We start from the raw sequence: 24,655 nt of genomic DNA on the forward strand, positions 1-24,655 counted from the left end.
GTGCAAACATCCAGTTGCAAATTGCACTAAGGTAAAGGAGATCCACGATTGCCGACGTCACCGGAGTTGATCATGACCGAGCCGGTCGGCCCAGCCATCGCGCGCCTGCGGTTGCACACCTATCTGCGTGAGCGGCGGGAGGCACAGGGGCACACCGCTTCCGCTGTCGCCCGGAAGATGCGGTGGTCGCAGAGCAAGCTCAACCGCATCGAGAACGGCGTCGTCACGATCCAGCCGATCGAGGTCAAGGCCCTCCTGGAGTTCTACGACGTCCAGGATGCGGCCGAGGTCGAGCGGCTGATGGACCTCTCCGAGATCTCCCGGGAGCGCCGGTGGTGGCGTGAGGAGAAGCTGTCGCAGGAGTTCAAGGACTTCGTCGCCTTCGAGAGTGAGGCCTCCGGCCTGTACGGCTACTTCGCCCTGTTCATCCCCGGCCTCCTGCAGACCCCCGAGTACGCCAAGGCACTCAGTTCGCCGGTGATCAAGGAGGCCGTCGCCGACTCGACGGGGATGAACCTGACCGAGGTTCGCCGCAAGCGTCAGGAGACCCTGTTCGACCGGCTCGACAGCAGCCGTCCCCCGGTGCTCAACATGGCCGTGGATGAGGCCGTGCTGCTGCGCCCGGTCGGTGGGGCCGAGGTGATGGCCGCTCAGCTCGATCATCTGCTGGCCGTCTCCAAGCGTCCGACGGTGCATCTCACTGTGGTTCCGCTTGACCTCGGCGCCCATGGTGGCCTGGGTGGCACCTTCGAGTTGCTGGAGTTCGCCGGCCGCCAGGATGACGACGTGGTCTTCATCGAGACGCCGGCGGACGATTTCCTGCTGACCGACAAGACCAAGACGGAGACCTTCCGCAAGATCATGGACGACCTGCTCTCGTCGGGGCTGTCCGGCAAGCACGCCACCGACGAGATCGGCCGGGCCCGCCGGCGCCTGAAGGTCTGAGCGGGTCACGGGAACGGGGAGCGGTTGATCTCGAGGGCCCGGATCAGCGCGCGGCGGACCCGTTCGAACTGGGCCCGGTCGCCGGTGCCGTAGAGGACCACCTCCGTGCCGTGGTGCAGGGCGCGGATCTCCCGCCAGCGCAAGCCGCGCCGGGGGTCGAGCACGACGGCGACGTCCTCCAGGTCGGGAATGCGGTAACGCTGGTGCTGCGTCTCGACGTACCAGCTGGTGACGACGATGCGGCGGTCGGCGTAGTAGACGGCCCAGCCGCATCGAGGGGCGCTCGGGGAAGTGCGGTCGATCGACATCTCGGTCCCCTTACCTCGATCCTGCCTCCGATTGTCCGCAGAAATTTCCGGTCAGCAACGGTCTGATCACAAATTTCTAACAGCTAAGCGCTATCTGCAAAATGCACCCGGGCCGGGCCGCGCCGGATCATCGCCCGGTTAGAGTCTGGGTCGAACGATGAGGGCGCCGATTCGGTCCCGTCGTTTATCGTGGGGACACACCGAGAGACCGGTCGGTGACGCACCGAGAGATCGAGGAGGAAGCGACTCCCCAATCAGCTCAGGACGACGGCGTAGTCGGACCTCACCAGTGGAAGAGGCTCGTCATGTCACAACCCACCGGACCGGCACTCGCCCGCGATCGGCTTCTGGCCCCGCTGAGCGAGCTGCGAGATTCACTGCGGCTGTCGTCTGATCACCGGGATCGGGACAGCGACTGGTGGGCGCTCCACCAGTTCACCATCGAATACCCGCGCTTCCTCGACCACGAGGCCCGGGCCGCGCAGCTCGGCGTGTGCCAGCCGCTGGTCGTGCCGGGCATCCTGCAGACCCCGGCGTACGCGCTGGCCGCGACCACTGCGATCACCGGGCGGGCGCCTGAGGATCCTGCCGCTCTGGCCCGCGTCGAGGTGCGCCTGGGACGGCAGCACGACCTGCTCGACCGGATGTGCGGGGCAGAGCCGCCGAGGCTGACCGTGGTGCTGGACGAGTTCGTCCTGCGCCGGCCGGTCGGCGGCGTCGACGTCCTGCGGACGCAGCTGGACGACCTGCTCCACCTGGGCGAGCTCGAGACGATCACGCTGGTGGTCAAGCCGGCCGACGACGGCGCGCACGCCGGTCTCGGCGGATACTTCGAGCTCCTGCGGTTCGCCGACGACAGCGCCGAGGTGCTCTTCCTGGAGTCGACCGCGACCGACTCGCTGCTCACCGGCGCGACGGCGACCAGGCCGTACAGCGACTGCCTGGACCGGCTGCTGGCCGGCACCGACGGCAACGCCGCGGCCCTGGCCACCATCAGCCGGATCCGCGACTCGCTGCCCTACAACCCGTCCTAGAAGACCACGACCGAACGGGCCCCCTCGCCACGGGCCATCCGCTCGAAGGCCGCCGGGACGCCGGAGAGCGGGATGCGGTCGGTGATCAGGTGGTCGAGCTTCAGCGCACCCGAGAGCACGTCCTGCGCCAGCGCCGGCACCTCGACGTCCGGGTCCGACGAGCCGTAGACCGAGGCCCGCAGCGTGCGGGCGCTGGAGAAGATGTCCAGCGCGCTCAGCTCCACCATGTCGTCCGCGCGGCCCATGCCCACCACTGTCACCTGGCCGCCGCGGCGGGTCGCCCGCCACGCCGCCCGGATGGTCGCCGCCCGGCCCACGCATTCGAAGGCGTGGTCCGCGCCCAGCCGATCCGTGCGCGACCGGATGTCCTTGGACAGATTCTCCGACGAGACCACGAAGTCGGTCGCCCCCGCGGCTTCCGCGAGCGCCTTCTTGGCCTCCGACACGTCCACCGCGATGACCGTCGCGGCGCCGGCGGCCCGGGCCGCCGCGACCACCGACAGACCCACCCCGCCGAGGCCGATCACCACGACCGAGTCACCCTCGGCGACCCGCGCGGTGTTGCGCACCGCTCCGGTGCCGGTCAGCACCGCGCAGCCCAGCAGGGCCGCGCTTTCCCAGGCCAGTTCATCCGGTACGGGGATGACGGCCCGCTCCGGCACCACGACCTGCTCGGCGAAGGCGCCCAGCCCCAGCGTCACGTGCACCGGCGCGCCGTCCAGCGTGCTGCCGTTCTCCAGCGCCGCCACGTTCGCCGTCGAGCACAGCCACGGCTCGCCGTGTGTGCAGAACCAGCATTCGCGGCAGGGCGGTGACCAGTTCAGCGCCACGTGACTTCCCGCGCGTACCCGGGTCACGCCGGCGCCGGCCTCCACCACCTCGCCCGCCGCTTCGTGCCCGAGGACCAGCGGATGCGGCGGGCTCAGCGTGCCGTTGACCATGGACAGGTCGGAGTGGCAGACGCCGGCCGCGCGGATGCGGATGCGGACCTGGCCGGGGCCGATCTCGGGCAGGCGCAGCTCCTCGACCGCGGGGGCCGTGCCGGCCTCCCGGACGACCAGGGCCTTGATGTAAGAGGTCACCGCTGAATCGCTTTCGTCTGCTGGAACTCGCTGAGGCCGTACGCGCCGAGCTCGCGGCCGAGGCCGGACTGCTTGTAGCCGCCGAACGGGGCCACCGGGTTGAACGAGCCGCCGTTCACGTCGACCGCGCCCGTCCGCATCCGGCGGGCCACGGCCAGCGCCCGGTCCGGTGAGCCCCACACGCCACCGGCCAGACCGTACTTCGAGTTGTTGGCGATCTCCACCGCGTGGTCGTCGTCGTCGAAACCGATGATCGACAGCACCGGGCCGAAGACCTCCTCCTGGGCCAGCTCGCTCGCCGGGTCGACGTCCGCGAAGACGGTCGGCGCGACGAAGTAGCCCTTCTCCGGGACCGGGGCGTCACCGGCCACCTGTCGCGCGTCGGCGCGGGCGATGAAGCCCCGGACCCGCTCGCGCTGCGCCGCGGACACCAGCGGCCCGAGCCGGGTGCCCTCGTCGAACGGGTCACCGGTGGTGTACGCCGAGGCGGCGGCCGCGGCGAGCTCGACCGCGGTGTCGTAGTGGCTGCGGTGCACCAGCATCCGGGTCCACGCCGTGCAGGTCTGTCCGGAGTTGAGGAAGGCGTTGCCCACGCCCACCTTGACCGCCTTGGCGAGGTCGGCGTCCTCGAGGATCACGTTGGCCGACTTGCCGCCGAGTTCCAGCGCCACCCGGGCGATCCGGTCGGCGGCGGCGTGGGTGATCGCCCGCCCGGTCGCGGTCGAGCCGGTGAACGACACCATGTCCACGTCCGGGTGCCCGGCGATCGCCGCGCCCACCACCGGCCCGGTGCCGGGCACCAGGTTGAGCACCCCCGGCGGCAGCCCGGCCTCGTCCGCGGCATCGATCAGCAGGTACGCCACCAGCGGCGTCAGCTCACTGGGCTTGAGCACCACTGTGCAGCCGGCGGCCAGCGCGGCGGCCACCTTGGCGACGACCTGGTGCAACGGGTAGTTCCACGGGGTGATCGCCCCGACCACGCCGACCGGCTCGTGCACGATCAGGGAGTTGCCGATGGTCTCCTCCGGCACCGGCTGGGCGGCCAGGTCGGCGTACCCCCGGAGGACCGTGAGCGGCAGTCCCGCCTGGACCGCCTTCGCGACCTTGAGCGGCGTGCCGAGCTCGAGCCCGACGGTGCGGGCGATGTCGCCCGCGCGGGCGGCGAGCGCCTCGTGCAGCTTGCCCAGCACCGCCCCGCGTTCGGCCATCGGCGTCCCGGCCCAGCCGGGGAAGGCGGCCCGGGCGGCCGCGACGGCCCGGTCGACGTCCTCGGCGGTGCCGGCGGGCACGTGGCCGAGGATCTCCTCGGTCGCCGGGTTCTCCACCGGGATGGTCTCGGTGCCCGCGGAAGCCGTCCAGGCCCCGTCGAGGTAGATCCTGTCGCGGGAGAGGGTCATGTCAGGCTCCCTTTCAGCGTGTCGAGCCGCGCCTTGAGCGCGTCCAGGCCGGTGAGGACGGTTTCCAGGCCGAGGGCGAACGCGCCTTCGTCGACGCTGCGCCGGTGTTCGGCCAGCAGGTGGGCGTCGCGCAGGTGCGGGTAGCGCTCGGCGTACAGCTGGGGGTCCTCGTCGAAGCCTAGGGCGAACGAGCCGAGGGCCGCACCGGTGACCAGATAACGCATCACGGCGCCGATGTGGGTGGCCCGGGCCGGCGGCCAGCCGGCCGCGATGAGCCCGCCGTAGACGGTGTCGGCCATGGCCAGCGCGGCCGGCCGGCGGCCGGGGCCGTGGGCCAGGACGGGCACGATGTTGGGGTGGGCGGAGAGCTCCGCGTGATACGAGTACGCCCAGAGCCGCAACGCCTCGCGCCAGTCGTGGTCGGCGAAGAACGAGACGTCCACCCGGGCCACCACCGCGTCGGCGACCGCGTCCAGGATCTCGGCCTTGGTCGGGAAGTGGTTGTAGAGCGAGGGCCCGGCGACGCCCAGCTCGGTGGCGAGCCGGCGCACGGAGACGGCCTCGAGTCCTTCGGCGTCGACCAGCTGGCCCGCCACCTCGACGATCCGCTCTCGGCTGAGCAGGGTGTGCCGGGGCCGGGCCATTTAACGCTCCTGAAACTCTGGACGGCACAAAACTTACACCGCTAGTTTTATCACGTGGACTTTCAACTCAGCGACGAGGAGCGGGCCGTTCGCGACACCGCCCGTCAATTCATCACCCGCGATGTCATGCCGCTGGAGCAGGAAGCTCTGCGGCGCGAGCGCAACCACCAGCCCGGACTGGAGCGCAGCGAGCTGCGCGAGTTGCAGCTCAAGGCCAAGAAGTTCGGCTTCTGGGGCCTGTCGACCCCGGAGGAGTACGGCGGCATGGACCTCCCCGCGGTCCTGCAGTCGCTGATCTGGACCGAGGTCGGCCGCACGTTCGTGCAGTTCAAGTTCGGTGGCGAGGCCGACAACATCCTGTATTACGCCAACGACGCGCAAAAAGCCGAGTATCTGGTGCCGACCATCGAGGGCGACCGGATCTCCTGCTTCGCGATCACCGAGCCGGGCGCCGGCTCGGACGCGGCCAACATCAAGCTCAGCGCCCGCCAGGACGGTGACGACTGGATTCTCAACGGCGAGAAGACGTTCATCACCAACGGCAACGACGCGGACTTCGTCATCGTCGTGGCGGTCACCGACAAGGAGAAGGGCGTGCGCGGCGGTGGCACGACCGCCTTCCTGGTCGACCGGGACATGGGCTGGCGCTCGGAGTTCATCCAGACCATGGGCGAGGGCGGCCCGGCCGCGCTGATCTTCGACAACGTCCGGGTGCCGTCGCGCAACATCCTCGGCGAGATCGGCCAGGGCTTCGAGCTGGGCATGAAGTGGATCGGCAAGGGCCGCTACCTGATCCCGTCGAACGCGGTGGGCATCGCCGAGCGGGCCCTGGGCATGGCGATCGAGTACGCCAACACCCGCGAGACCTTCGGCCGCACGATCGGCGCCAACCAGGCCATCCAGTGGATGATCGCCGACTCCGAGGTGGAGCTGGAGGCGGCCCGCTGGCTGATCCTCAAGGCCGCCTGGACCGTGGACCAGGGCTGGGACCCGCGGCACGCGTCCTCGATGGCCAAGCTGTACGGCGCCAACATGGTCAACAACGTGGTCGACCGGGTCATGCAGATCCACGGCGGCATGGGCTACACCCGCGAGCTGCCGATCGAGCGCTGGTACCGCCAGGTCCGGCTGATGCGCATCTACGAGGGCACCGACGAGATGCAGCGCCTCATCATCTCCCGTGACCTGCTGCGCGGTTACACCAAGATCGGAGGCCATCTCTCATGACCATGTTGTCGCTGGCCGCTGTGCTGGCGGAGGCCGCCCGGCGGTATCCGGAGAAGGTCGCGATCGTGGACCACGCCGAGCGGATCAGCTACCGCGACCTCTGGCAGCAGTCCCTGGCGTACGCGGCCGGGCTGCGGGAGCTGGGCATCGGGCCGGGTGACACCGTCGCCGTGCTGGTCCTCAACGTGGCCGACTTCCCCCGGGCGTACTACGGCGCGCTGGCGGTGGGGGCCCGGATCGTCCCGGTCCATCTGCTGCTCACCGCGGACGAGATGGCGTACGTCCTGCGCGACAGCCGGGCGGACCTGCTCGTGGCCCACTCGAGCCAGCTGAAGACGGCAATGGGCGCCGCGAGCATCTCCGGCACGCGGGTGGCCAGCGTCGGCCCGATGCCGCCCGGGGTGCCCGACGCCCCGCCGCGGCTGGAGGAGGTGTCGGCCGCGGTCCCGCCGCTGCCGACCTACGTGAGCCGCGAGGCCGAGGACATCGCGGTGGTGTTCTACACCAGCGGCACCACCGGGGAGCCCAAGGGCGCCCTGCTCACCCACCTCAACCTGGTCATGAACGCGACCGTCAACGTCTTCGACGCCAACGAGGTACGCGCCGACGACGTGGTCATGGGCTGCCTGCCGCTGTTCCACACCTTCGGCCAGACCGTCGGCATGAACGGCACCTTCCGGCTCGGCGGGACGCTGGTGCTGCTGGCCCGCTTCACCGGCGAGGCCGCGATCGACCTGATGGTGCGCGAGCGCGTGACCGTCTTCCACGGCGTGCCGACGATGTACATCGGCCTGCTGGAGGCGGCAGCGAAGGCCGACAAGCTGCCGGAGCTGCGGATCTGCGTCTCGGGCGGGGCATCCTTGCCGGTGGCGGTGCTGGAGCGTTTCAGCGAGATCTTCCACTCGACGGTGTTCGAGGGCTACGGGCTGTCCGAGACCTCACCCACCGCGACCACCAACCAGCCGGCGTTCGGCACCCGGGCCGGCACCATCGGCCACCCGATCTGGGGCGTCGAGGTGGAGATCGCCCGCGCGGAGGTCGACGAGCGCATCGAGCTGCTGCCCACCGGCGAGCTCGGCGAGATCGTGATCCGCGGGCACAACGTCTTCGCCGGCTACCTGAACCGGCCCGAGGCCACCGCCGAGGCGATCGTCGACGGCTGGTTCCGCAGCGGTGACCTGGGCACCAAGGACGCCGACGGGTTCATCACGATCGTCGACCGCAAGAAGGACCTGGTGATCCGGGGCGGTTTCAACGTCTACCCCCGCGAGGTGGAGGAGGCGCTGGCCCGGCACCCGGCCGTCGTGCAGGTCGCGGTCATCGGCGTGCCCGACCCGGTGCACGGCGAGGAGATCTGCGCCGTCGTGGTGCCCGATCCGGGCGGCATCACCGAGCAGGAGCTGATCGACTGGTCCCGGGAGAAGCTCGGCAAGCACAAGTACCCGCGGCAGATCCGCTTCGTGGAGGCGCTGCCGATGGGACCCAGTTTCAAGGTGCTCAAGCGCGAGCTACGCCGGACCTTCGGCGAGTAGCACCGGCAGTTCCGCGACGATCGGCCTGTCCGCCGGCAGCCAGGGCACACTGTCCAGCTCGTCGGCGGACAGCCAGCGCATCGCCGTGTGTTCGAGGGCGCGCGGCTCGTCGCCGTTCAGCAGCGTCACCGTGAAGACGCGCAGGACGGCGCGGCCGTGCGCCAGCGGCACGTCCGGCCCCACCCGGGCCCCGACGGCCACCCGTACGCCCAGCTCCTCCGCGCACTCGCGGGCCAGCGCCTGAGCGTCGGTCTCCCCGGGCTCGACCTTGCCGCCCGGGAACTCCCAGCGCCCGGCGACCTCCGGCGGCGCGGAGCGCTCACAGGCGAGCACCCGGCCGTCCTGCACGATCACTGCCGCGACAATCACCCTCGGTGACGGACGGCCGTTGACGTGGCGTTCATGGGACATGAGCCAAGAGCGTGCCACAAAACTTGACCGATCAGGTTGAACGATGCGTCCCGATCGTCACGAGAACACGGATATGTGGGCGTGGACATAGTTGACGGGGAAGACAAGACTGTGGGCACCGACCATGACGACACGGCGACAGTTTGGCCACAAGCCGGCAACGACGCCAGGGAGGTGCGGCCATGCGGGGCAGGAAACTACGGGGTACCCGCTCCGACTACTTGAGTGACGCGCTCGCGGTGCTGGGCGGGTGGACCCAGGACGGGGTCCAGCTCAAGCGCATCCTCGCCTGTGACGACAGCCAGCATGCCGCTCTGACGGAGCGGATCAAGGTCGCCGCCGACACGTTGCGCCTTCGGCCCAGCATCCGGCGCATGGACGGTCACACCCAGATCCTGCTCGGCGCGTCCGACGGCGAGACCATCACCGACGGTGAGGTCACTCTCGCGGCCCGGATCGAGGACGCGTACCGCACAGTGGTCGGGCCTCAGTAACCTCGGAATCATGACGGCGCCGATTTACGACAGCAAGGGCCAGCTCCAGCAGATCGAGAGCGGCCTGCTCGAGGGTGAACAGATCATCGCGGTGTACGACGCCGTCGGCGCCGGCACCGGCTTCATCGGGCTCACCACCCGTCGCGTGATCATCCAGGACAAGTCCTTCGTCGGGAAGCGCTTCGCGATCACCAGCATCCCGTACTCCAAGGTGAGCAGCGTGAGCGTGGTGAGCAACAAGAGCTGGGCCGGGCAGTTCTTCTCGACCGGCACCATCGCGATCAGCGTGGGCACGCACACCTACGAGGTCGAGTTCCGCGGCTCGGAGAAGACCCAGCACGTGCACAACGTGATCCTGCACTACGCGTCCTGACGCGTTCTTTCGTCATCGTGATGCGTCGCCCACGTCGGGCGGCGCATCTTTTTGTTGTAATCGACGAAAGTCCATGCCGCTGCGTCAAAAGTATGGACAGTCGAGCGAGAAGTTACTAACGTTTGCTTACTGTTACATGCTGGTAACACGCGACGTGGTCATTCCCCGGGCCGCGCCGCCGTTGCCCACACCTGGCAATTCCCCTACGTCAGGAAAGGGACGGTCACCCATGTCCCCAAGATATCGACGCATGCCCAGACTTCGATACGCGGCCGGAGCGGCCCTGCTCGTCGCCGCCAGTCTGGTCGCCACCGCCGCGCCGGCCGCGGCCCATGACATCAACCCCGCCGACTTCCAGCAGGTCACGCTGGCCAAGGGCGTCGCCGAGGTGGGCGAGCCGATGGCCATCGCGGTGCTGCCCGACTCCTCGGTGCTGCACACCGCCCGCAACGGCACCTTGCGGCGTACCGACAAGAACGGCACCACCACTGTGGTCGGCACCCTCGCGGTGTACGGCCACGACGAGGAAGGGCTGCAGGGTGTCGGGGTCGACCCGGGCTTCGCCACCAACCGGCAGATCTACCTGTACTACGCGCCCCCGCTGAGCACCCCCACCGGGGACGCCCCGGCCAGCGGCTCGGACTTCTCCGCTTGGAACGGCGTCAACCGGCTCTCCCGCTACACGCTCAACGCCGACTTCGCGCTCAACACCGCCAGCAAAGTCGACGTGCTCGACGTGCCGGCGAGCCGGGGCCTGTGCTGCCACGTCGGCGGGGACATCGACTTCGACGCGGCCGGCAACCTCTATCTGTCCACCGGGGACGACTCCAACCCGTTCGAGTCCGCCGGCTACTCGCCGCTGGACGAGCGCACCGACCGCAACCCCGGATACGACGCGCAGCGCAGCGCCGGCAACACCAACGACCTGCGCGGCAAGGTGCTGCGGATCAAGGTGAACGCGAACGGGACGTACAGCGTCCCGGCGGGCAACCTGTTCGCACCGGGCACGGCGAACACGCGTCCCGAGATCTACGCGATGGGCTTCCGCAACCCGTTCCGGATGAGTGTGGACAAGGCCACCGGCGTCGTCTACCTGGGTGACTACGGCCCGGACGCCGGCTCCTCCGACCCCAACCGCGGGCCCAGCGGCCAGGTCGAGTTCAACCGGATCACCAGCCCGGGCAACTACGGCTGGCCGTACTGCACCGGCAGCAACACCAGCGCCGAGACCTACAACGAGTGGAACTTCGCCAACGGCACCACCGGCGCCAAGTACGACTGCGCCGGCGGGCCGACGAACAACTCGTTCCGCAACACCGGCCAGAGCAAGCTGCCGCCGGCCCGGGCGGCCTGGATCCGGTACGCGGGCGACGCCGGCACCCCGCCCGAGTTCGGCGGCGGCTCCGAGTCCCCGATGGCCGGCCCGGTCTACCGCTACAACGCGAACCTCAACTCCCCCACCAAGTTCCCCGCCGCGCTGGACGGCCACTTCTTCGCCGGTGAGCTCGGCCGCGGCTGGATCAAGCCGATCCATGTGGGCACCGACGGCTCGGTGGGCGAGATCTCGACCTTCCCCTGGGTCGGCAAGCAGGTGATGGACATGGCATTCGGCCCCGAGGGCTCGCTGTACGTCCTGGACTACGGCACCGGCTACTTCAACGGTGACGTCAACTCGGCGCTGTACCGCTTCGACTACCTGGCCGGCTCGAACCGGGCGCCGACCGCGGTGGCCGCCGCGAACCGGACCTCCGGGCAGGCGCCGCTGGCCGTGACGTTCTCCTCGGCCGGGTCGTCCGATCCGGAGGGTGGCGCGCTGACGTACTCGTGGAACTTCGGTGACGGCACCACGTCCACCGCGGCCAACCCGACCAAGACGTACACGGCCAACGGGACTTACCAGGTGACGCTCACCGTGCGGGACCCCGAGGGGCTGACCGGCACGGCCAACGTGACCATCGGGGTCGGCAACACCGCCCCCACGGTGACGATCAACAACCCGCCCAACGGCACGCTTTTCTCGTACGGCGACAGCATCCCGTTCTCGATCACGGTCACCGACCCGGAGGACAGCTCGATCAACTGCGCGAACGTCAAGCTGACCTACGTGCTGGGCCACGACAGCCACGGTCACCAGATCACCTCGCAGAACGGCTGCACCGGCACCATCACCATCCCGGTCGACGGTGAGCACGATTCGGCGGCGAACATCTTCGCGGTCTTCGACGCCGAGTACACCGACGCCGGCGGCCTGACCACGCACACCCAGCACACGCTGCAGCCGCGGCACCGGCAGGCCGAGCACTTCAAGACCTCGTCCGGGGTGGACAAGTTCACCAAGACGCCGGCCGAGGGCGGGCAGACCGTCGGCAACATCAACAACGGGGACTGGATCGCGTTCGAGCCGTACCGGCTCAGCGGGGTCACCTCCTTCACCGCCCGGGCCTCCTCCGGCGGGGTGGGCGGCACGCTGCAACTGCGGACCGGCTCGGCCACCGGCCCGATCGTCGGCTCGGCCACCGTGCCGGTGACCGGCGGCTGGGAGACGTTCGTCAACGTCACCGGTACGGTCTCCGGCGCGCCGAACACCACCGGCCCGCTGTACCTGACCTTCGCGGGTGGCGCGGGCTCCCTGTTCGACCTGGACGCGTTCACGCTGAACGGATCCGCGGCCCGCGTCGGCCCGATCGTCGGGCTGGCCAGCAAGTGCCTCGACGTGGCCGGCGGCGCCACCGCCGACGGTACGAAGATCCAGCTCTACACCTGCAACGGCAGCGCGGCGCAGACCTGGACCGTGGCCGCCGGCAGCACGGTCAAGGCCCTCGGCAAGTGCCTCGACGTGGCCGGAGGCGCCACCGTCAACGGCACCAAGGCGCAGCTCTACACCTGCAACGGCAGCGCCGCGCAGAACTGGGCCGCGAACGCCGACGGCAGCCTGCGCAACCCGCAGTCGGGCAGATGCCTCGACGTCAGTCAGAACAGCTCGGCCGACGGGCAGCAGATCCACATCTGGGACTGCCTGGGCGCCGCCAACCAGAAGTGGGTGTTGCCATGATCGGCAAAGTGCTCGGTGCCCTGCTGTTGATCCCGGCCTCGGTCGCGATCGCCTCCCCGGCGGCCGCCGCCGCGGACGACCCCTACGACGTGCTGGTCTTCTCCCGGACGGCGGGCTTCCGGCACGACGCCATCCCGGCCGGCATCCAGACCATCCGGGACCTGGGCGCGGCCAACGGTTTCTCGGTCACCGCGACCGAGGACCCGGCGGCGTTCACCACGGCCGGGCTGGCCGGCTACGAGGCCGTCGTCTTCCTCAACACCACCGGTGACGTGCTCAACGCCACCCAGCAGACCGCCTTCGAGGGCTACATCCGCGGCGGTGGCGGCTACGTCGGCGTGCATGCCGCGGCCGACACCGAGTACGACTGGCCGTTCTACGGTCAGCTGGTCGGCGCGTACTTCGCCTCGCACCCGGCGATCCAGCCGGCCGCCGTGGTGGTCGAGGACCGCGCCCACTCGGCGACCGCGCACCTGCCGCAGCGCTGGAACCGCACCGACGAGTGGTACAACTACCGCACCAACGCCCGGTCCACGGCACACGTGCTGGCCAGTCTGGACGAGAGCTCGTACTCGGGCGGTGGCATGGGCGCCGACCACCCCCACGTGTGGTGCAAGACCTACGAGGGCGGCCGGTCCTTCTACACCGGCGGCGGCCACACCATCGAGTCGTACGCGGACCCGGCCTTCCGGGCCCACCTGCTCGGCGGCATCCGGTACGCGGCCGAGGCGAGCAACGCCGACTGCCGCCCGGAGACGGGTTACACGCCGCTCTACAACGGCTCCACCGCCGGCTGGTCGCAGGCCGGTCCGGGCGCCTTCACCAACAGCGACGCCACGCTCACCTCGACCGGCGGTATGGGCCTGTTCTGGTACAGCCAGAAGCAGTTCACCAACTACTCGCTGAAGCTGGACTGGAAGCTGGCCGGCGACGACAACACGGGCGTCTTCATCGGCTTCCCGCCGTCGACCGACCCGTGGTCAGCGGTGAACAACGGCTACGAGGTGCAGATCGACGCGACCGACGCCGCCGACCGCACCACCGGCGCTGTCTACACGTTCAAGTCGGCGGATCTGGCGGCCCGCGACGCCGCGCTCAACCCGCCGGGCGAGTGGAACACCTACGAGCTGCTGATCGAGGGCGAGCGGCTGCAGGTCTTCCTGAACGGCACGAAGATCAACGACTTCACCAACACCGACCCGGTGCGCTCGCTGGCCGGACACATCGGACTGCAGAACCACGGTGACGGTGACGACGCCGCCTTCCGCAACGTACGGATCAAGGAGCTCGGCGGCACTCAGCCGCCGCCCGCCGGCACCGGCCCGATCGTCGGCCTCGCCAACAAGTGCCTGGACGTGGCCGGCGCCGGCACCGCCGACGGCACCAAGATCCAGCTCTACACCTGCAACAACAGCAACGCGCAGAAGTGGACGGTGACCGCCAACGGTCCGGTCAAGGCGCTGGGCAAGTGCCTCGACGTGGCCGGTGGCGCCACCGCCAACGGCACCAAGGCCCAGCTCTGGACCTGCAACGGCTCGGGCGCACAGGTCTGGTCGGCCCAGCCGGACCAGAGCCTGCGCAACCCGCAGTCGGGCCGGTGCCTCGACGTCAGCCAGAACAGCTCGGCCGACGGCCAGCAGATCCACATCTGGGACTGCCTCGGTGCGGCCAACCAGAAGTGGAAGCTCCCTCAGTAGTTCAGTAGTCCAGCACGCGGGTGGGCAGCGGCGTCTCGGTCACCGAGCCGTCCGCTGCCCGCTTGAGCTCGTACCCCTGGGGTCCTTGCTTGTCGGCCACAACCTCGGTCAGCTGGGTGCCGCGGTAGACCAGCCCGGCCCCGTCGTCGGTCGCGTAGCCGTCGCCCAGCGTGCCGTCGCCGATGAGCTTGTGCATCATCGGCCGGCGCTGCTCCTCGGCGTCGTAGTGCACCCCGTTGCTGTACGGCAGCCAGCCCAGCCCGTCGGTGAACGCCCGCAGGTCGGGCCCGAAGCTGTCGATGCTGCCGCCCTGGTGCCAGCAGATCGAACCGGCCGAGACACCGCCGAGCACCACCCCGGCCTGCCACGCCTCGTGCAGGATCTCCTCGATCCCGTGCACCCGCCACACCGCCACGAGGTTGGCCACGCTGCCGCCGTTGACCCAGATCACGTCCTGGTCGAGCAGGTGGGCGCGGATGTCGTCGTGGTTGGGCATCGGGAACAGCTGCAGGTGCGAGGCCCGGTAGCGGGTCTTGGCGAAGGCGGCGTAGGTGGCCCCGATCCAGTTGTCGGGGTCACCGACGGCCTGGTGCAGGAAGCAGAACTTGGCGGTGTCCCCCGCGTTCGCCAGGTCGGCGGCGAAACGGTGGACGGGGCCGGGACGCATGTCGAAGGTGCCGTACCGGCCGCGGGCGAATCCGGCGCTCGTGGCGAGGATGGTGGGTTGATCGGCGGTCATCGCGTCATCATGGCGCACGCGTCGGCCGTCTCCAGAACGAGGTCGGCGGCCGCGTCGAGAGCCGCGGTCAGATGCACCGGGTCGCCGGCCACCGCGGTGAAGACGGCGTCGACCTGCTCGCGGAACCTCGGCGGGGCGCCGGGCAGGGCGGCGGCCGCGGCGACGGCGCCCTTCTCGTTGACGAGCCAGCGGCCGGCAGCACCGTGCAGGGCGTGCGTGCAGACGCCGACCAGGCGGAACAGGCAGCCGGCCACGTAGGCGGCGTCACCGCGGGTGACCGCCTTGCGGCCCAGCCCGACCAGGAAGTCGGCCTCCCAGAGCCCGGCCACCAGCGCGTCGCGCAACGCCGGCGGGTAGATCGACATCCGGGCACGCAGGGCGGTCAGCTCACCCTTCGGGTCGGCCAGGACCACACCGAGAGCGACCTCACCCGCGTACGCGAAGTCGGGCACGCCCAGCGGATGGCCGGCCTGGGCGTGGAACGCGTACCGGCCCTGCTCCGCGTCGGCCCAGGCGCCGGTGACCCGGTCGAGGTCGCGGTAGATCCAGTCGACGGCCGCGCCGTCCACGGTGAGCCACCCGCCGCCGTCCACCCACGGCCCCCAGCCGCCGACCGGCGTGACCTGCGCGGCCGGCCCGCCGAAGGTCCGGGCCAGCTCGCCGAGCACCGCCACGTCGAGCGGCCGGTGGTAGTAGACCCCCAGGTCGGTGTCGGAATCCGGGGTGTGGGTGCCGCGGGCCCGGCTCCCGCCCAGCAGCACCGCGGTCACGCCCGGCACCTCGGTCAGCCGGGCCGCCAGCTCACCGAGCCGCTCGTCACTCAACGCCACGCCGCTCATCCTCGCCTACCTCAGCCCGGTTTGCGCGCCTCGATCAGGACCCGCCGGGCGTACGAGACGAACGGGCCGCCGGCCTGGATCCGATCGTGCACGGCGCGCAGCTGCGGCAGGTACTCCTCGACGCTGAAGCCGGGCACCGTCCAGACGACCTTGCGTAAGAAGTAGGTCACCGCGGCCACGTCGAAGTACTCCGCCCGTAGGGTCTCCGCCCGTACGTCGAGCACGGTCAGGCCCGCGGCCCGGGCGGCCGCCGCCAGCTTCTCCGGGTGCCGCGGGTCGGGCGGCGGCAGCGGGCCGAGCATGGCCTCGGACAGCTCCCGGTTGGTGCCCGCGCCGATCTGCTGGGACAGGAAGGTGCCGCCGGGCCGCAGCACGCGGGCAACCTCGTCCCACAGCGTCCCGACCGGGTGCCGGCTCACCACCAGATCGAACACTGCGTCGCGGAACGGCAAGGTGGGCGCGTCGGCGGCTTCCACCACCAGCGCGCCGAGGGGCCGCAGATCGCGGGCGGCGACCGGCAGGTTCGGACGCCAGGAGTCGGTCGCCACCAGCAGAGCGGGCGGTTCAGGCACGGTGGCGAGGACCTCCCCGCCACCGGTCTGCACGTCCAGCGCCGCATCGACGCGCGCCATCCGGTCGGCGACCAGCCGGGCGTAGCCCCAGGACGGGCGCTGCTCGGTGGCCCGCCCGTCGAACCAGGAGAAGTCCCAGCCGTCCACCGGTACGGCCGCCGCCTCGGCGATCAGCTCCTCGAACGTCGCACCCATCGGGGCAGTGTCCGTCGCCACGCCCGGCCCCGGCCAACGATTTACTTCTGCTCAGCCTCGGCCTTGGCGGTCTTGCTGTCCTCGTCCGGGCAGGGCAGTGTGAGCTCCAGCTCGTCGATGTCCGAGGGATCGAGCAGGCTCAGGTCACCGTCGATGATGCTCTCCTGCCGGGCGTCGGACTGGTCGCCGTGGGTGCAGATCGCCCCGCGGCCCATCCGTACGCACGAGCCCAGCAGACGGCATTCCCGGTGGCCCTGCCCCCGGTCGTGCCGGCCGCGCCCGCCGCTGTGCTGGCTGCCCCCGCCGCGTCCCCGGTTGCCGAAGGCCACCACCCGGTCCTGCGGCTCGCGGGTCACCGTCGAGTCGAGCAGGCGCCGGCTCGTCTCCCGGTCCCCGGTGTAGGTGACCTCGTAGCGCAGCAGCCGCTCGCCGGGCACCCCGGGCGTCTCGATCTCCCGGGTGCCGGGCGGCAGCGACGGGTCCCGGACCAGCGTGGTCCGGAACGGGATGGCCTCCGTCTCGGAGACCACCTCGGTGCGGACCTCCGGTGCGGCAGGTGCTCCCCCAGCGGCAGGCTCGGCAGGCGCGGCGCCGGCCGCGCCGGCCGCGGGAGCGACGGCGCCGCCACCCGTACGGCCACGGTCGGCCGAGGTGGGACGGCGTGGCGAGCGGGTCGCCGTGCGGTCCGCCTCACCCGGCGCCGACCGGGTCTCGTCGGCCTCCCGTTCGGCCTGGGCATGGCCGAGGACCCCGTCACCGAGGCCGGTCGCACCCGCCTGGGACGGGAGCGGCACCTCGGCCGCGGGCAGGTCGACGACCGGGGCCTCCCGCCCCACGGCCGTCACGACACGCGTGTCTTCGCTGGTCAAGGCGGCGATCCCGCCTGCGGTGCCGGCCACGAGGGCGAGCACCCCGAGCCCGGCAGTGGCCATCCGTACCCCGAATGGCAGCCGCGCCCAGAGGGACTTACGCGGCATTTCGAGTAGATGCTGCCAGGAATCACTAGATGTCTGGTTTAGCACCAAAGCATTGTGCTGCCGCGGCGCCGCCGGACCAGCGTCACAGCCGCACCCGAAAGGATGACGCCGAAGCGCCCGACGGCTATCCGACACCGCCGAGAGGTGATCGATTTCGGTCCGCCGCGCCGCACTCGGTGTGCACCGCACTGCCGCGCAACCGGCCGACAATGCTCCCGACCCGCCCAAAAACCTGGAGGTACGGTGCGCAGAACGGTCAGCATCCTGGCAGCGGCAGCGGTGGCTCTCGCCGGCACGCTCACGATCGGTGGCCCGGCCTCGGCCGCCACGCCCAGCCTGCGCTTCCACGGCGCCCAGTACGACTCGCCGGGCAAGGACACCCGCAGCAACGCCAGCCTCAACGCCGAGTGGATCTCGCTGGTCAACACCGGCAGCAAGGCGGTCAACCTCAAGGGCTACACCATCCGCGACGCGTCGCGGCACACGTACACCTTCGGCAGCACGACGATCGCGGCCAAGGGGGGCCGGATCTGGGTGAAGACCGGCAAGGGCACGAAGTCGGGCCGCAACGTCTTCTGGGGCAGCGGCAACTACGTCTGGAACAACACCGGCGACACCGCGACCCTGCGCAACGCCTCGGGCAAGTCGCTCGACACCTGCTCCTGGAAGTCCAAGGCGAACCGCACCTGGGTCGCCTGCTGATCGTCGCGCCACGCGAGAGCGGGCCGCCGGGGTGCTCTGCTCACCCCGGCGGCCCGCCGTATCTGTGCTGCCGGATCGGGTCAGGCGGCGACAGCGGCCTGGCGCAGCGGCGCGAGGGCGGTGCTCCAGGCCACGACCTGGTCCAGCACGGTGGTCAGCGCGCCGGCCTGGTGGGCGCCCGGGGTGAACTGGCTGTAGTTGACGAAGTCGGTGGCCAGCGACAGGGTGACCGCCGCCCGGACGTCCGCCATCATCAGCTCGCCGGCGATGAGGCGCAGCGACTCCACGGCGCGGGCGCCGCCGACCGAGCCGTAGCCGACGAAGCCGACGGCCTTGTTGTTCCACTCGGCGAAGAGGAAGTCGATGGCGTTCTTGAGCACGCCGGAGGTGGCGTGGTTGTACTCCGGGGTGACGATCACGAAGCCGTCGAAGGACGCGATCTTGGCCGCCCACTCGAGGGTGTGCGCCTGGCTGTACTGCGCCATCGAGGGCGGTACCGGCTCGTCGAGGTGCGGGAGCTTGTAGTCGAGCAGGTCGACCAGCTCGAACTCCGCATCGGTGCGCTGCGACGCCAGGTCCAGGACCCATTTGGCGACAGCCTCGCCGTTCCGGCCGGGGCGGGTGCTGCCGAGAATGATTCCGATCTTGGTCATGACCAGTGCTCCGTTGCTCGATCTATTGTTTGCTTCGTCAAGCAAATAGGTCTGGGCGGCGTGGTGTCAAGGTCGTAGGATCTTTGTCATGTCCGCCACCCCTCTCGCCGGGCCCGCCGCGGTGGTGCCGCTGAGCCCCGCGGAGGAGGCGGTGATCCGGGCGCTGGGCCGGCTCATCCTGGTCATGCCCCGCGAGCTGGACGCGGACCTCCAGGCGGAGCAGCGCATGTCGCTGAGCGAATACGCGGTCCTGCGGCACCTCTCGGAATCCGAGCACGGCCGGATGCGGATGAACGAGCTCGCCGCCGCCTGCGACATGTCGATGAGCGGGATGACCCGGCTGGCCGCCAAGCTGGAAGCCCAGGGTCACCTGCGCCGGATCCGCTGCGAGAACGACGCCCGCGGACTGAACGCGGTGCTCACCGACGACGGCCTGGCCCGGCTCCGCGAGGCGTGGCCCACCCACCTGCGCAGTGTCCGGCGCCACATCGTGGATCACCTGGAAGGGTTGGATCTGTGCCGGCTCGCGACGGCCCTCGAGGCGATGGCGGGCGGTGCCGGGAACGCGTGTCAGAGTTCCCCGCATGACGACTGACACCCGCCCGGCCGCATGACGTTCCACCCCGGAGAAACTGTCGTCCGGCGCTTCCTGCACTCCGATCGACGCATCGCCGCCGTCCAGGCCGCCCGGGTGGTCAGCGACGACGACCGAGGGCTGCTCCTGTTCGTCGACATCGGCGCCGAGTCGATGCGGCGGACAGATCTGACCGGCGCGCCGACCCGGCACCTGCCCGTGGCCGACGAGCTGGCGATGCCGACCATGCTGTCGCCCGTACGCCGGGAGACCTTCCGGTCGCTGCTGCTCCTGCCGCCCGGCGCGCCGCACTCCGTCTCGTGGAGCTGGCTGGCCGACGGCACCTTCGCGGGCTGGTACGCCAACCTCGAGACCCCCGCGCGCCGCTGGGCCGGTGGCGTCGACTCGCACGATCAGACGCTGGACGTCCTGGTCAGCGCCGACCACTCGTGGTTCTTCAAGGACGATGAGGACCTGAGCTCGCTGGACCCCGCGGAGGCGGCGGCCGTCCGCGCGGAGGGAGAACGACTGGGCAAGCTGGCCGAGACCGCGACGTTCCCGTTCGACGGCACCTGGCTCGGCTTCACGCCCCCGCCGCAGTGGACGCCGGCCACCCTGCCGCCCTGGTGGGACGTCGCCACACCGTGACGCATGCCGTTATGGGTATACGATCGGCCGATGGCACGAGCGGCGACGACGACGGACGCGTTCAACGCGGTGGCCGAGCCCCGGCGGCGGGAGATCCTCGACCTGCTGGCCGACGGTGAGCTCGGGGTCAACGATCTGGTCGAGCTGCTCGGCCTGGCCCAGCCGCAGGTCTCCAAGCACCTGCGGGTGCTGCGCGAGGTCGACCTGGTGCACGTCCGCGACCAGGGCCGCCGACGGCTCTACCGGCTGAACCCGGAGCCCCTCAAGCCGATCCAGGAGTGGCTGAGCCAGTACGACTTCCTGCTCGATCTCCTCGCCCCGGCTGCCTGACCGGTGACCGTCTCCACCGCCGACCGGACCGCCCGGATCGCCTCCGAGGTCCTCGCCCCCGCCGTCCTGGTCGCGGGCCTGCTGCTCGTGGTCGGCTGGCACGCCGGTGAGCAGCCCGGCGTCTCCCGCTGGTGGGGCCTGCCGGGCGCCCTGTTCGCAGCCGGCATCCCGCTGGCCTACGTGCTGCGCGGCGTACGGCAGGGCCGGCTGACCAGCCACCACATCCCGGAACGGGAGCACCGCCGGGTCCCGCTGCTGTTCGGCATCGCCTCGGTGGCGGCCGGTCTGCTGGTGCTGGTGCTGCTCGGCGCCCCGCGCGAGGTGCTGGCCCTGCTGGCGGCGGGCGGCGTGGGCCTGGTCGTGTTCACGGCGGTGACCCACTGGTGGAAGATGTCGATCCACGCGGGCGTGGCGGCGGGCACGGCGACGACGCTGACGGTGGTCTACGGCCCGCTCGCGCTGCTCAGCGTGCCGCTGGTGCTGCTGGCCGGCTGGGCGCGGGTGCGTCTCTCCGCCCACACCGGCGCCCAGGTGATCGCCGGCGCCCTGGTCGGCGCGATGATCGCCGGCACGGTCTTCCCGGCCCTGCGCTGACGGTCACCGGCTCGCCGCGACCGGGCCCCCGGCAGCACGGTCACCGGCTCGCCGCGACCGGACCCGACAGCGCGGTCACCGGCTCGCCGCGACCCGGAGCCCGATCAGGACGGTCACGCCGCCGAGCAGCGTGGTGAAGACGAACGGCCCGGTGAACGGGGCCAGCGCGAAGAGCAGGCCGGAGAAAGCCAGGGCCACGCTGCCACCCACCGCGTCCGTGATGCTCTTGGCCGCCGTGTTGAAGCCCTCCTCGCCCGGGGCCGACAACGCCAGCACGAGCGTGCTGATCCGCGGGTACAGCGTGCCCATGCCCGCGCCCGCCGCGAACCAGCCGATCGCCGCCACCGCGGGGTGCAGAGTCAACACCACGGTGGCGAGCTCCAGGGCCGCCCCTGCTGCCAGCAGCGTGGCGCCGGCGCGGATCGCCGTACCCGGGTCGAGCCGGTCGCCCAGCCGGCCCTGCACCGCCGACGCCAGCGCCCACGCGATCGCGCCCGCGGTCAGCGTGACGCCGGACAGCCAGGTCGGCAGGCCGTAGCGGTCGTGCAGCAGCAGCGGCAGATAGACCTCGGTGCCGAAGAAGACCCCGCCGGCCACGCCGCAGAGCACCACCGTCGCCGGCAGACCGGCGCGGATCCGGAACGTGCCCGGCGGCACCAGGTGGCGCAGCGCGAAGCCGATCACCACCACGGCGATCGGGGCCAGCAGCCAGGCCGCCGCCCGGTCCAGCTCACCCAGCGAACTGAGCGCCACCACGGCGACCGCGACCACAGCCGCCTCGACAACCCGGCGTGCGTCCGCCGCCGACGCCGGTACCCGGTCGGCCGGCGCGCGGTCCCGGCCGCGTACGGCAGGCAGCATCAACCCACCCGCCACAGCGACCAGCGCGACCACCCCGAGAAACACCCAGTGCCAGCTCAGGGTGTCGGCGACGAAACCGGCGACGAACGGCCCGACCATCGACGGCAGCACCCAGGCGGACGCGAAGGCACCGAAGATCTTGATGTGCAGCGGGGTGGGATAGACCAGCGCGACGAGGACGTACAGCGCCACGGTCATCCCGCCCGCGCCGAGGCCCTGCAGGAAACGCGCCGCCACGAACACCGGCATCGACGTGGCTGTGCCCGCGACGGCCAGCCCGGCCGCGAATACGGCGATCGCGGTGAACAGCGGGACCGCCGGCCCGCGCCGGTCGGCCCACGAGCCGATCGCGACCATGCCCACCACGCCGGCAGCCAGCGTCGACGAGAAGGCGAGGGCGTACAGGCCGCGCCCGCTCAGGTCGGTGGTCACGATCGGCATGATCGTGGTGACCGCCAGGGACTCGAACGCGGCCAGGAAGACCAGGCTCCACGCCCCGACCGTGGTCAGGGCGTACGGCCGCCCCAGGATGCCGGCCCGGGTGATCTCGCTGTCGACGCTCACCGGACGAACCTAGAACCTCATCCCGGGTTGAGGTCAAAGTTCGCGTCAGGTGGCGCCGGTCACCGCACGTCGACGTAGTCGCTCCCGCCGGTCGTCGCGGTGGAGGCCGCGTCGCCCGGGTACGTCCAGCGGAACGAGCCGTCCGCCGCCGCCTTCACCGTGGTCTTGAGCTTGCCGCTGGTGTCGGTCTTGGCGGTCTTGACCGCCGTCCAGGTGGTCGTGCCCTTCTTCGAGTACTGCAGGGTGACCGTGCGGGAGCCGTACCCCTGGTAGGTCCAGCTCTCCCAGCCGGCGCGGGTCAGCGTGCCCGTCACGGTGATGGTCCGGCCCTTGGTGACCGGCTCCGGCGTCGCGTCGATCACCAGCTTGCTGACCCGCTTCACGCCGACAGTGCCGGCGGCGTGCCGGTCGGTGAAGCCGTCGCCGCCGGACGCGCGGGCCCAGGCAGCAACGGTCCAGGCGCCGGACAATGCGTTGCGGGCCGCGTCGACCTTGACGTCCATGGTGAACCGGGCCGTGCAGACCGACGAGGTGTTGCTGATCTTGTCGCAGTCGGCCGGGCCGGACGCCAGCACCACACCGTCCGGCGCGGAGTAGCCACCGTGGTAGAGGTAGGCGTCACCGGCGGCGATGCCGGCCGGATCCGTCGCGGTGAAGGCGACGGTGAAGACCCTGGTCCCAGACACGCCGAAGGTCAGATCGGCACCGTCGTTGACCACGACATTCGTGATCTTCGTGGCGCCGCTGGTCTCGTCGGCCGGGGCGGCCGGACCGGCGAAGGCGCGGATCACCGTACGCCGCAGCCGGCCGTCCTGGTCGCCGGTCGCGGTGACCCGCAGCGACACGAAGGCCGCCGAGGCCGGCACGGTGAGCGAGGCGTCGTCGAGCTCGGTCCACTCGGCGCCGTCGTTCGTCGAATACTCCACCTTGTCCACGGTGGCCGCGCCGCCACGAGCGGACGCCGAGGTGGTGATCTCCACGGCGCCGGCCGCACGGTTGCGCGCGTCCAGGCCGGAGACGTCGACGCCGAGGTCGATCAGCGGCAGCGGCCCGTCCTCGGACGCCCGGAAGTCCCACTCACTGCGGATCTTCGTGGAGAGCTGCGACCACGCGACCCGCCGGGTGAAGGTCTGGTCGTAGTGGTGGACGGCGCCGTCGGCGGTCAGCTTGCCGGTGACCGTGGCCCGGACGTCCGAGCCGGGGCTGCCGGCCGCGTCGGCGTACGAGGCCGGCTCGTTCATCCGCAGCTCGCCGTCCTCGCGGACCGAGGAACCGGGTCCACGTGGCATAAAGGGCCCGGCCCCCACGGTCGTGCCGGCCGAACTCCCGGCGGGCAACGCGCGGTCGGGCAGCACCAGGGTGCTGTCCCCGGCGCCGAGGGTGAGCTTGCGGTGCAACGTCGGGCCGGGCGTGACGTACTCGGTGACCGTGCCCGGCAACTGCACCGGCGACTCCAGATAGGACCCGCTCCACTTGTCCTTGAGCGCGGACCCCAGCGCGGCGTTCGTGTTGACACCCTGCGCGCGCAGCGTGGTGACGGTCTTCGCGAGCTGGGCGGTGGTCACCTTGGCGATCGGCGCGGCGGGCACGCTGGGCCAGGACCGCTGCAGGTCATACCGGTACGGGCTGGGCACGGCGGCCGACGAACCGGCCTTGGTCTGGAGCTCGTGCAGACGCAGGGTCACCCCGGTCACGGCGTACGGCGTCACATAGGTCTTGGCCGGACCGCCGCTGGTGAAGCCGACCTTGTCCTGGGGGCCGACCTCCAGCCAGTACGCCGCCGTGGACCGCGTGGCGGTGGCGTCGTCGGTGAGGAAGCCGGTCTCCTTGGCACCGGACTCGGCGAACGAGACCGAGAGTGCGGCGTTGGTGACCGTGAACGTGCGGACCAGCAGGTAGTTGCGCTGGCGGAAGTAGCCGTACCGCGCGACGGCGAAATAGTCGCCCGGGGGCAGCTGGGCGGTGCCGTTCGGGCTGTCACCGTCACCCTGCACGACGTGGTACTGCCAGGTGCTGCGGTCCCAGACGTACATGAACTTGCCGGAGACGGCGGTGCTCGCGGTAATGGCGAACTTCACCTGATACGTCGCCGCGGCGCTCGCGGCCGGCGGTGCCAGAGTCAGACCCAGGGCGACCACCAGGGCGGCCGCGGCGGTGCGCAAGATTCTCACCATCGGGCCACATTAGAGCCACGGCCCGCCGCCCGGGGTC

General features: G+C 70.8%; 25 protein-coding genes. 13 read left to right on the forward strand and 12 right to left on the reverse strand.

The window, feature by feature from the left end:
- The first annotated feature begins 72 nt into the window (after window positions 1–72).
- The gene (locus ACQP2Y_RS42450) at window positions 73–945 is read left to right on the forward strand and encodes a helix-turn-helix domain-containing protein (protein WP_433722006.1); all 873 of its coding nucleotides are present in this window, start codon (window positions 73–75) and stop codon (window positions 943–945) included.
- Window positions 946–950: 5 nt separating this feature from the next.
- Here ACQP2Y_RS42450 and ACQP2Y_RS42455 read toward each other — a convergent pair whose 3' ends face one another.
- Window positions 951–1,253 (reverse strand): DUF6232 family protein, encoded by a 303-nt coding sequence (locus tag ACQP2Y_RS42455; protein ID WP_360545222.1) that lies wholly within the window; start codon window positions 1,251–1,253, stop codon window positions 951–953.
- A 305-nt stretch (window positions 1,254–1,558) separates the two neighbouring features.
- Here ACQP2Y_RS42455 and ACQP2Y_RS42460 point away from each other — a divergent pair, with 305 nt between their 5' ends.
- Window positions 1,559–2,287 carry a DUF5753 domain-containing protein gene (locus ACQP2Y_RS42460; protein ID WP_433722008.1) on the forward strand — a complete coding sequence of 243 codons (729 nt, stop codon included), beginning with the start codon at window positions 1,559–1,561 and terminating at the stop codon, window positions 2,285–2,287.
- Here ACQP2Y_RS42460 and ACQP2Y_RS42465 read toward each other — a convergent pair.
- From ACQP2Y_RS42465 to ACQP2Y_RS42475, 3 genes are read right to left on the reverse strand one after another with little or no spacing between them, the layout of a single operon-like run.
- Window positions 2,284–3,369, reverse strand: a complete 1,086-nt coding sequence (locus tag ACQP2Y_RS42465; RefSeq protein ID WP_433722010.1) for an alcohol dehydrogenase catalytic domain-containing protein — start codon at window positions 3,367–3,369, stop codon at window positions 2,284–2,286. The genes ACQP2Y_RS42460 and ACQP2Y_RS42465 overlap by 4 nt on opposite strands.
- Entirely contained in the window at window positions 3,366–4,766 is a 1,401-nt protein-coding gene (locus tag ACQP2Y_RS42470; RefSeq protein ID WP_433722012.1) for an aldehyde dehydrogenase family protein, read from the reverse strand. Before ACQP2Y_RS42470 ends, ACQP2Y_RS42465 begins: the two co-directional genes overlap by 4 nt.
- Entirely contained in the window at window positions 4,763–5,410 is a 648-nt protein-coding gene (locus ACQP2Y_RS42475; RefSeq protein WP_433722014.1) for a TetR/AcrR family transcriptional regulator, read from the reverse strand. Before ACQP2Y_RS42475 ends, ACQP2Y_RS42470 begins: the two co-directional genes overlap by 4 nt.
- 54 nt (window positions 5,411–5,464) lie before the next feature.
- Here ACQP2Y_RS42475 and ACQP2Y_RS42480 point away from each other — a divergent pair, with 54 nt between their 5' ends.
- Both ACQP2Y_RS42480 and ACQP2Y_RS42485 read left to right on the forward strand, forming a co-directional pair.
- Complete coding sequence (locus ACQP2Y_RS42480) at window positions 5,465–6,637, forward strand: acyl-CoA dehydrogenase family protein (RefSeq protein WP_433722016.1); 1,173 nt, start codon at window positions 5,465–5,467, stop codon at window positions 6,635–6,637.
- On the forward strand, window positions 6,634–8,169 hold the full coding sequence (locus tag ACQP2Y_RS42485; RefSeq protein ID WP_433722018.1) for a long-chain-fatty-acid--CoA ligase: 1,536 nt from the start codon (window positions 6,634–6,636) through the stop codon (window positions 8,167–8,169). The genes ACQP2Y_RS42480 and ACQP2Y_RS42485 overlap by 4 nt, the downstream gene beginning before the upstream one ends.
- Here ACQP2Y_RS42485 and ACQP2Y_RS42490 read toward each other — a convergent pair.
- Window positions 8,146–8,580 (reverse strand): (deoxy)nucleoside triphosphate pyrophosphohydrolase, encoded by a 435-nt coding sequence (locus ACQP2Y_RS42490; protein ID WP_433722020.1) that lies wholly within the window; start codon window positions 8,578–8,580, stop codon window positions 8,146–8,148. The two genes, ACQP2Y_RS42485 and ACQP2Y_RS42490, sit on opposite strands and share 24 nt — an antisense overlap.
- A gap of 182 nt (window positions 8,581–8,762) precedes the next feature.
- Between ACQP2Y_RS42490 and ACQP2Y_RS42495 the strand changes: the two genes are divergently transcribed.
- The 4 genes from ACQP2Y_RS42495 to ACQP2Y_RS42510 all read left to right on the forward strand — a co-directional run bounded on the left by ACQP2Y_RS42495 (window position 8,763) and on the right by ACQP2Y_RS42510 (window position 14,196).
- Complete coding sequence (locus ACQP2Y_RS42495; protein WP_360545238.1) at window positions 8,763–9,074, forward strand: pterin dehydratase; 312 nt, start codon at window positions 8,763–8,765, stop codon at window positions 9,072–9,074.
- 10 nt (window positions 9,075–9,084) lie between these two features.
- Entirely contained in the window at window positions 9,085–9,447 is a 363-nt protein-coding gene (locus ACQP2Y_RS42500) for a PH domain-containing protein (RefSeq protein ID WP_125812592.1), read from the forward strand.
- 250 nt (window positions 9,448–9,697) lie between these two features.
- Window positions 9,698–12,499, forward strand: a complete 2,802-nt coding sequence (locus ACQP2Y_RS42505) for a PQQ-dependent sugar dehydrogenase (RefSeq protein ID WP_433722023.1) — start codon at window positions 9,698–9,700, stop codon at window positions 12,497–12,499.
- Window positions 12,496–14,196, forward strand: coding sequence for a ThuA domain-containing protein (locus ACQP2Y_RS42510; RefSeq protein ID WP_433722025.1), 1,701 nt, complete (start codon window positions 12,496–12,498; stop codon window positions 14,194–14,196). Before ACQP2Y_RS42505 ends, ACQP2Y_RS42510 begins: the two co-directional genes overlap by 4 nt.
- Window position 14,197: 1 nt before the next feature.
- On the opposite strand, the gene ACQP2Y_RS42515 is transcribed toward ACQP2Y_RS42510, so the two are convergent.
- From ACQP2Y_RS42515 to ACQP2Y_RS42530, 4 genes are read right to left on the reverse strand one after another with little or no spacing between them, the layout of a single operon-like run.
- Complete coding sequence (locus ACQP2Y_RS42515) at window positions 14,198–14,935, reverse strand: Type 1 glutamine amidotransferase-like domain-containing protein (RefSeq protein ID WP_433722027.1); 738 nt, start codon at window positions 14,933–14,935, stop codon at window positions 14,198–14,200.
- On the reverse strand, window positions 14,932–15,774 hold the full coding sequence (locus ACQP2Y_RS42520; RefSeq protein WP_433722029.1) for a nucleotidyltransferase domain-containing protein: 843 nt from the start codon (window positions 15,772–15,774) through the stop codon (window positions 14,932–14,934). Before ACQP2Y_RS42520 ends, ACQP2Y_RS42515 begins: the two co-directional genes overlap by 4 nt.
- A gap of 11 nt (window positions 15,775–15,785) precedes the next feature.
- Complete coding sequence (locus tag ACQP2Y_RS42525) at window positions 15,786–16,541, reverse strand: class I SAM-dependent methyltransferase (RefSeq protein WP_433722031.1); 756 nt, start codon at window positions 16,539–16,541, stop codon at window positions 15,786–15,788.
- A 41-nt stretch (window positions 16,542–16,582) separates the two neighbouring features.
- Complete coding sequence (locus ACQP2Y_RS42530; protein WP_433722033.1) at window positions 16,583–17,518, reverse strand: G5 domain-containing protein; 936 nt, start codon at window positions 17,516–17,518, stop codon at window positions 16,583–16,585.
- Window positions 17,519–17,761: 243 nt separating this feature from the next.
- Between ACQP2Y_RS42530 and ACQP2Y_RS42535 the strand changes: the two genes are divergently transcribed.
- A complete protein-coding gene (locus ACQP2Y_RS42535) occupies window positions 17,762–18,220 on the forward strand; it encodes a lamin tail domain-containing protein (protein WP_433722035.1) in 459 nt (152 codons plus the stop codon).
- Between the two features lie 80 nt (window positions 18,221–18,300).
- On the opposite strand, the gene ACQP2Y_RS42540 is transcribed toward ACQP2Y_RS42535, so the two are convergent.
- The gene (locus ACQP2Y_RS42540; protein ID WP_433722037.1) at window positions 18,301–18,873 is read right to left on the reverse strand and encodes an NADPH-dependent FMN reductase; all 573 of its coding nucleotides are present in this window, start codon (window positions 18,871–18,873) and stop codon (window positions 18,301–18,303) included.
- Window positions 18,874–18,961: 88 nt separating this feature from the next.
- Here ACQP2Y_RS42540 and ACQP2Y_RS42545 point away from each other — a divergent pair, with 88 nt between their 5' ends.
- From ACQP2Y_RS42545 to ACQP2Y_RS42560, 4 genes are read left to right on the forward strand one after another with little or no spacing between them, the layout of a single operon-like run.
- Complete coding sequence (locus tag ACQP2Y_RS42545) at window positions 18,962–19,468, forward strand: MarR family winged helix-turn-helix transcriptional regulator (RefSeq protein WP_360545256.1); 507 nt, start codon at window positions 18,962–18,964, stop codon at window positions 19,466–19,468.
- A 15-nt stretch (window positions 19,469–19,483) separates the two neighbouring features.
- A complete protein-coding gene (locus ACQP2Y_RS42550; protein ID WP_433722039.1) occupies window positions 19,484–20,095 on the forward strand; it encodes a DUF402 domain-containing protein in 612 nt (203 codons plus the stop codon).
- Window positions 20,096–20,125: 30 nt separating this feature from the next.
- Window positions 20,126–20,425, forward strand: coding sequence for an ArsR/SmtB family transcription factor (locus ACQP2Y_RS42555; protein WP_360821015.1), 300 nt, complete (start codon window positions 20,126–20,128; stop codon window positions 20,423–20,425).
- 3 nt (window positions 20,426–20,428) lie between these two features.
- Window positions 20,429–21,019: a phosphoesterase PA-phosphatase gene (locus ACQP2Y_RS42560; RefSeq protein WP_433722042.1), complete on the forward strand. Its 591-nt coding sequence runs from the start codon at window positions 20,429–20,431 to the stop codon at window positions 21,017–21,019.
- Between the two features lie 75 nt (window positions 21,020–21,094).
- Here the strand turns inward: ACQP2Y_RS42560 and ACQP2Y_RS42565 are convergent, their stop codons facing one another.
- Window positions 21,095–22,444 (reverse strand): MFS transporter, encoded by a 1,350-nt coding sequence (locus tag ACQP2Y_RS42565; protein WP_433722044.1) that lies wholly within the window; start codon window positions 22,442–22,444, stop codon window positions 21,095–21,097.
- 59 nt (window positions 22,445–22,503) lie between these two features.
- Window positions 22,504–24,618, reverse strand: a complete 2,115-nt coding sequence (locus ACQP2Y_RS42570) for a hypothetical protein (protein ID WP_433722046.1) — start codon at window positions 24,616–24,618, stop codon at window positions 22,504–22,506.
- Window positions 24,619–24,655 lie beyond the last annotated feature (37 nt).

It is taken from the genome of Actinoplanes sp. CA-051413, assembly GCF_050955795.1.
Lineage (GTDB): Bacteria > Actinomycetota > Actinomycetes > Mycobacteriales > Micromonosporaceae > Actinoplanes.

Coding starts and splice junctions, on each gene's coding strand:
- ACQP2Y_RS42505 (WP_433722023.1), top strand. CDS start 9,698: ATGCCCAGACTTCGATACGCGGCCGGAGCGGCCCTGCTCGTCGCCGCC.
- ACQP2Y_RS42495 (WP_360545238.1), top strand. CDS start 8,763: ATGCGGGGCAGGAAACTACGGGGTACCCGCTCCGACTACTTGAGTGAC.
- ACQP2Y_RS42550 (WP_433722039.1), top strand. CDS start 19,484: ATGACGTTCCACCCCGGAGAAACTGTCGTCCGGCGCTTCCTGCACTCC.
- ACQP2Y_RS42460 (WP_433722008.1), top strand. CDS start 1,559: ATGTCACAACCCACCGGACCGGCACTCGCCCGCGATCGGCTTCTGGCC.
- ACQP2Y_RS42485 (WP_433722018.1), top strand. CDS start 6,634: ATGACCATGTTGTCGCTGGCCGCTGTGCTGGCGGAGGCCGCCCGGCGG.
- ACQP2Y_RS42490 (WP_433722020.1), bottom strand. CDS start 8,580: ATGTCCCATGAACGCCACGTCAACGGCCGTCCGTCACCGAGGGTGATT.
- ACQP2Y_RS42570 (WP_433722046.1), bottom strand. CDS start 24,618: ATGGTGAGAATCTTGCGCACCGCCGCGGCCGCCCTGGTGGTCGCCCTG.
- ACQP2Y_RS42525 (WP_433722031.1), bottom strand. CDS start 16,541: ATGGGTGCGACGTTCGAGGAGCTGATCGCCGAGGCGGCGGCCGTACCG.
- ACQP2Y_RS42515 (WP_433722027.1), bottom strand. CDS start 14,935: ATGACCGCCGATCAACCCACCATCCTCGCCACGAGCGCCGGATTCGCC.
- ACQP2Y_RS42555 (WP_360821015.1), top strand. CDS start 20,126: ATGGCACGAGCGGCGACGACGACGGACGCGTTCAACGCGGTGGCCGAG.
- ACQP2Y_RS42530 (WP_433722033.1), bottom strand. CDS start 17,518: ATGCCGCGTAAGTCCCTCTGGGCGCGGCTGCCATTCGGGGTACGGATG.
- ACQP2Y_RS42540 (WP_433722037.1), bottom strand. CDS start 18,873: ATGACCAAGATCGGAATCATTCTCGGCAGCACCCGCCCCGGCCGGAAC.
- ACQP2Y_RS42470 (WP_433722012.1), bottom strand. CDS start 4,766: ATGACCCTCTCCCGCGACAGGATCTACCTCGACGGGGCCTGGACGGCT.
- ACQP2Y_RS42475 (WP_433722014.1), bottom strand. CDS start 5,410: ATGGCCCGGCCCCGGCACACCCTGCTCAGCCGAGAGCGGATCGTCGAG.
- ACQP2Y_RS42520 (WP_433722029.1), bottom strand. CDS start 15,774: ATGAGCGGCGTGGCGTTGAGTGACGAGCGGCTCGGTGAGCTGGCGGCC.
- ACQP2Y_RS42455 (WP_360545222.1), bottom strand. CDS start 1,253: ATGTCGATCGACCGCACTTCCCCGAGCGCCCCTCGATGCGGCTGGGCC.
- ACQP2Y_RS42500 (WP_125812592.1), top strand. CDS start 9,085: ATGACGGCGCCGATTTACGACAGCAAGGGCCAGCTCCAGCAGATCGAG.
- ACQP2Y_RS42545 (WP_360545256.1), top strand. CDS start 18,962: ATGTCCGCCACCCCTCTCGCCGGGCCCGCCGCGGTGGTGCCGCTGAGC.
- ACQP2Y_RS42450 (WP_433722006.1), top strand. CDS start 73: ATGACCGAGCCGGTCGGCCCAGCCATCGCGCGCCTGCGGTTGCACACC.
- ACQP2Y_RS42510 (WP_433722025.1), top strand. CDS start 12,496: ATGATCGGCAAAGTGCTCGGTGCCCTGCTGTTGATCCCGGCCTCGGTC.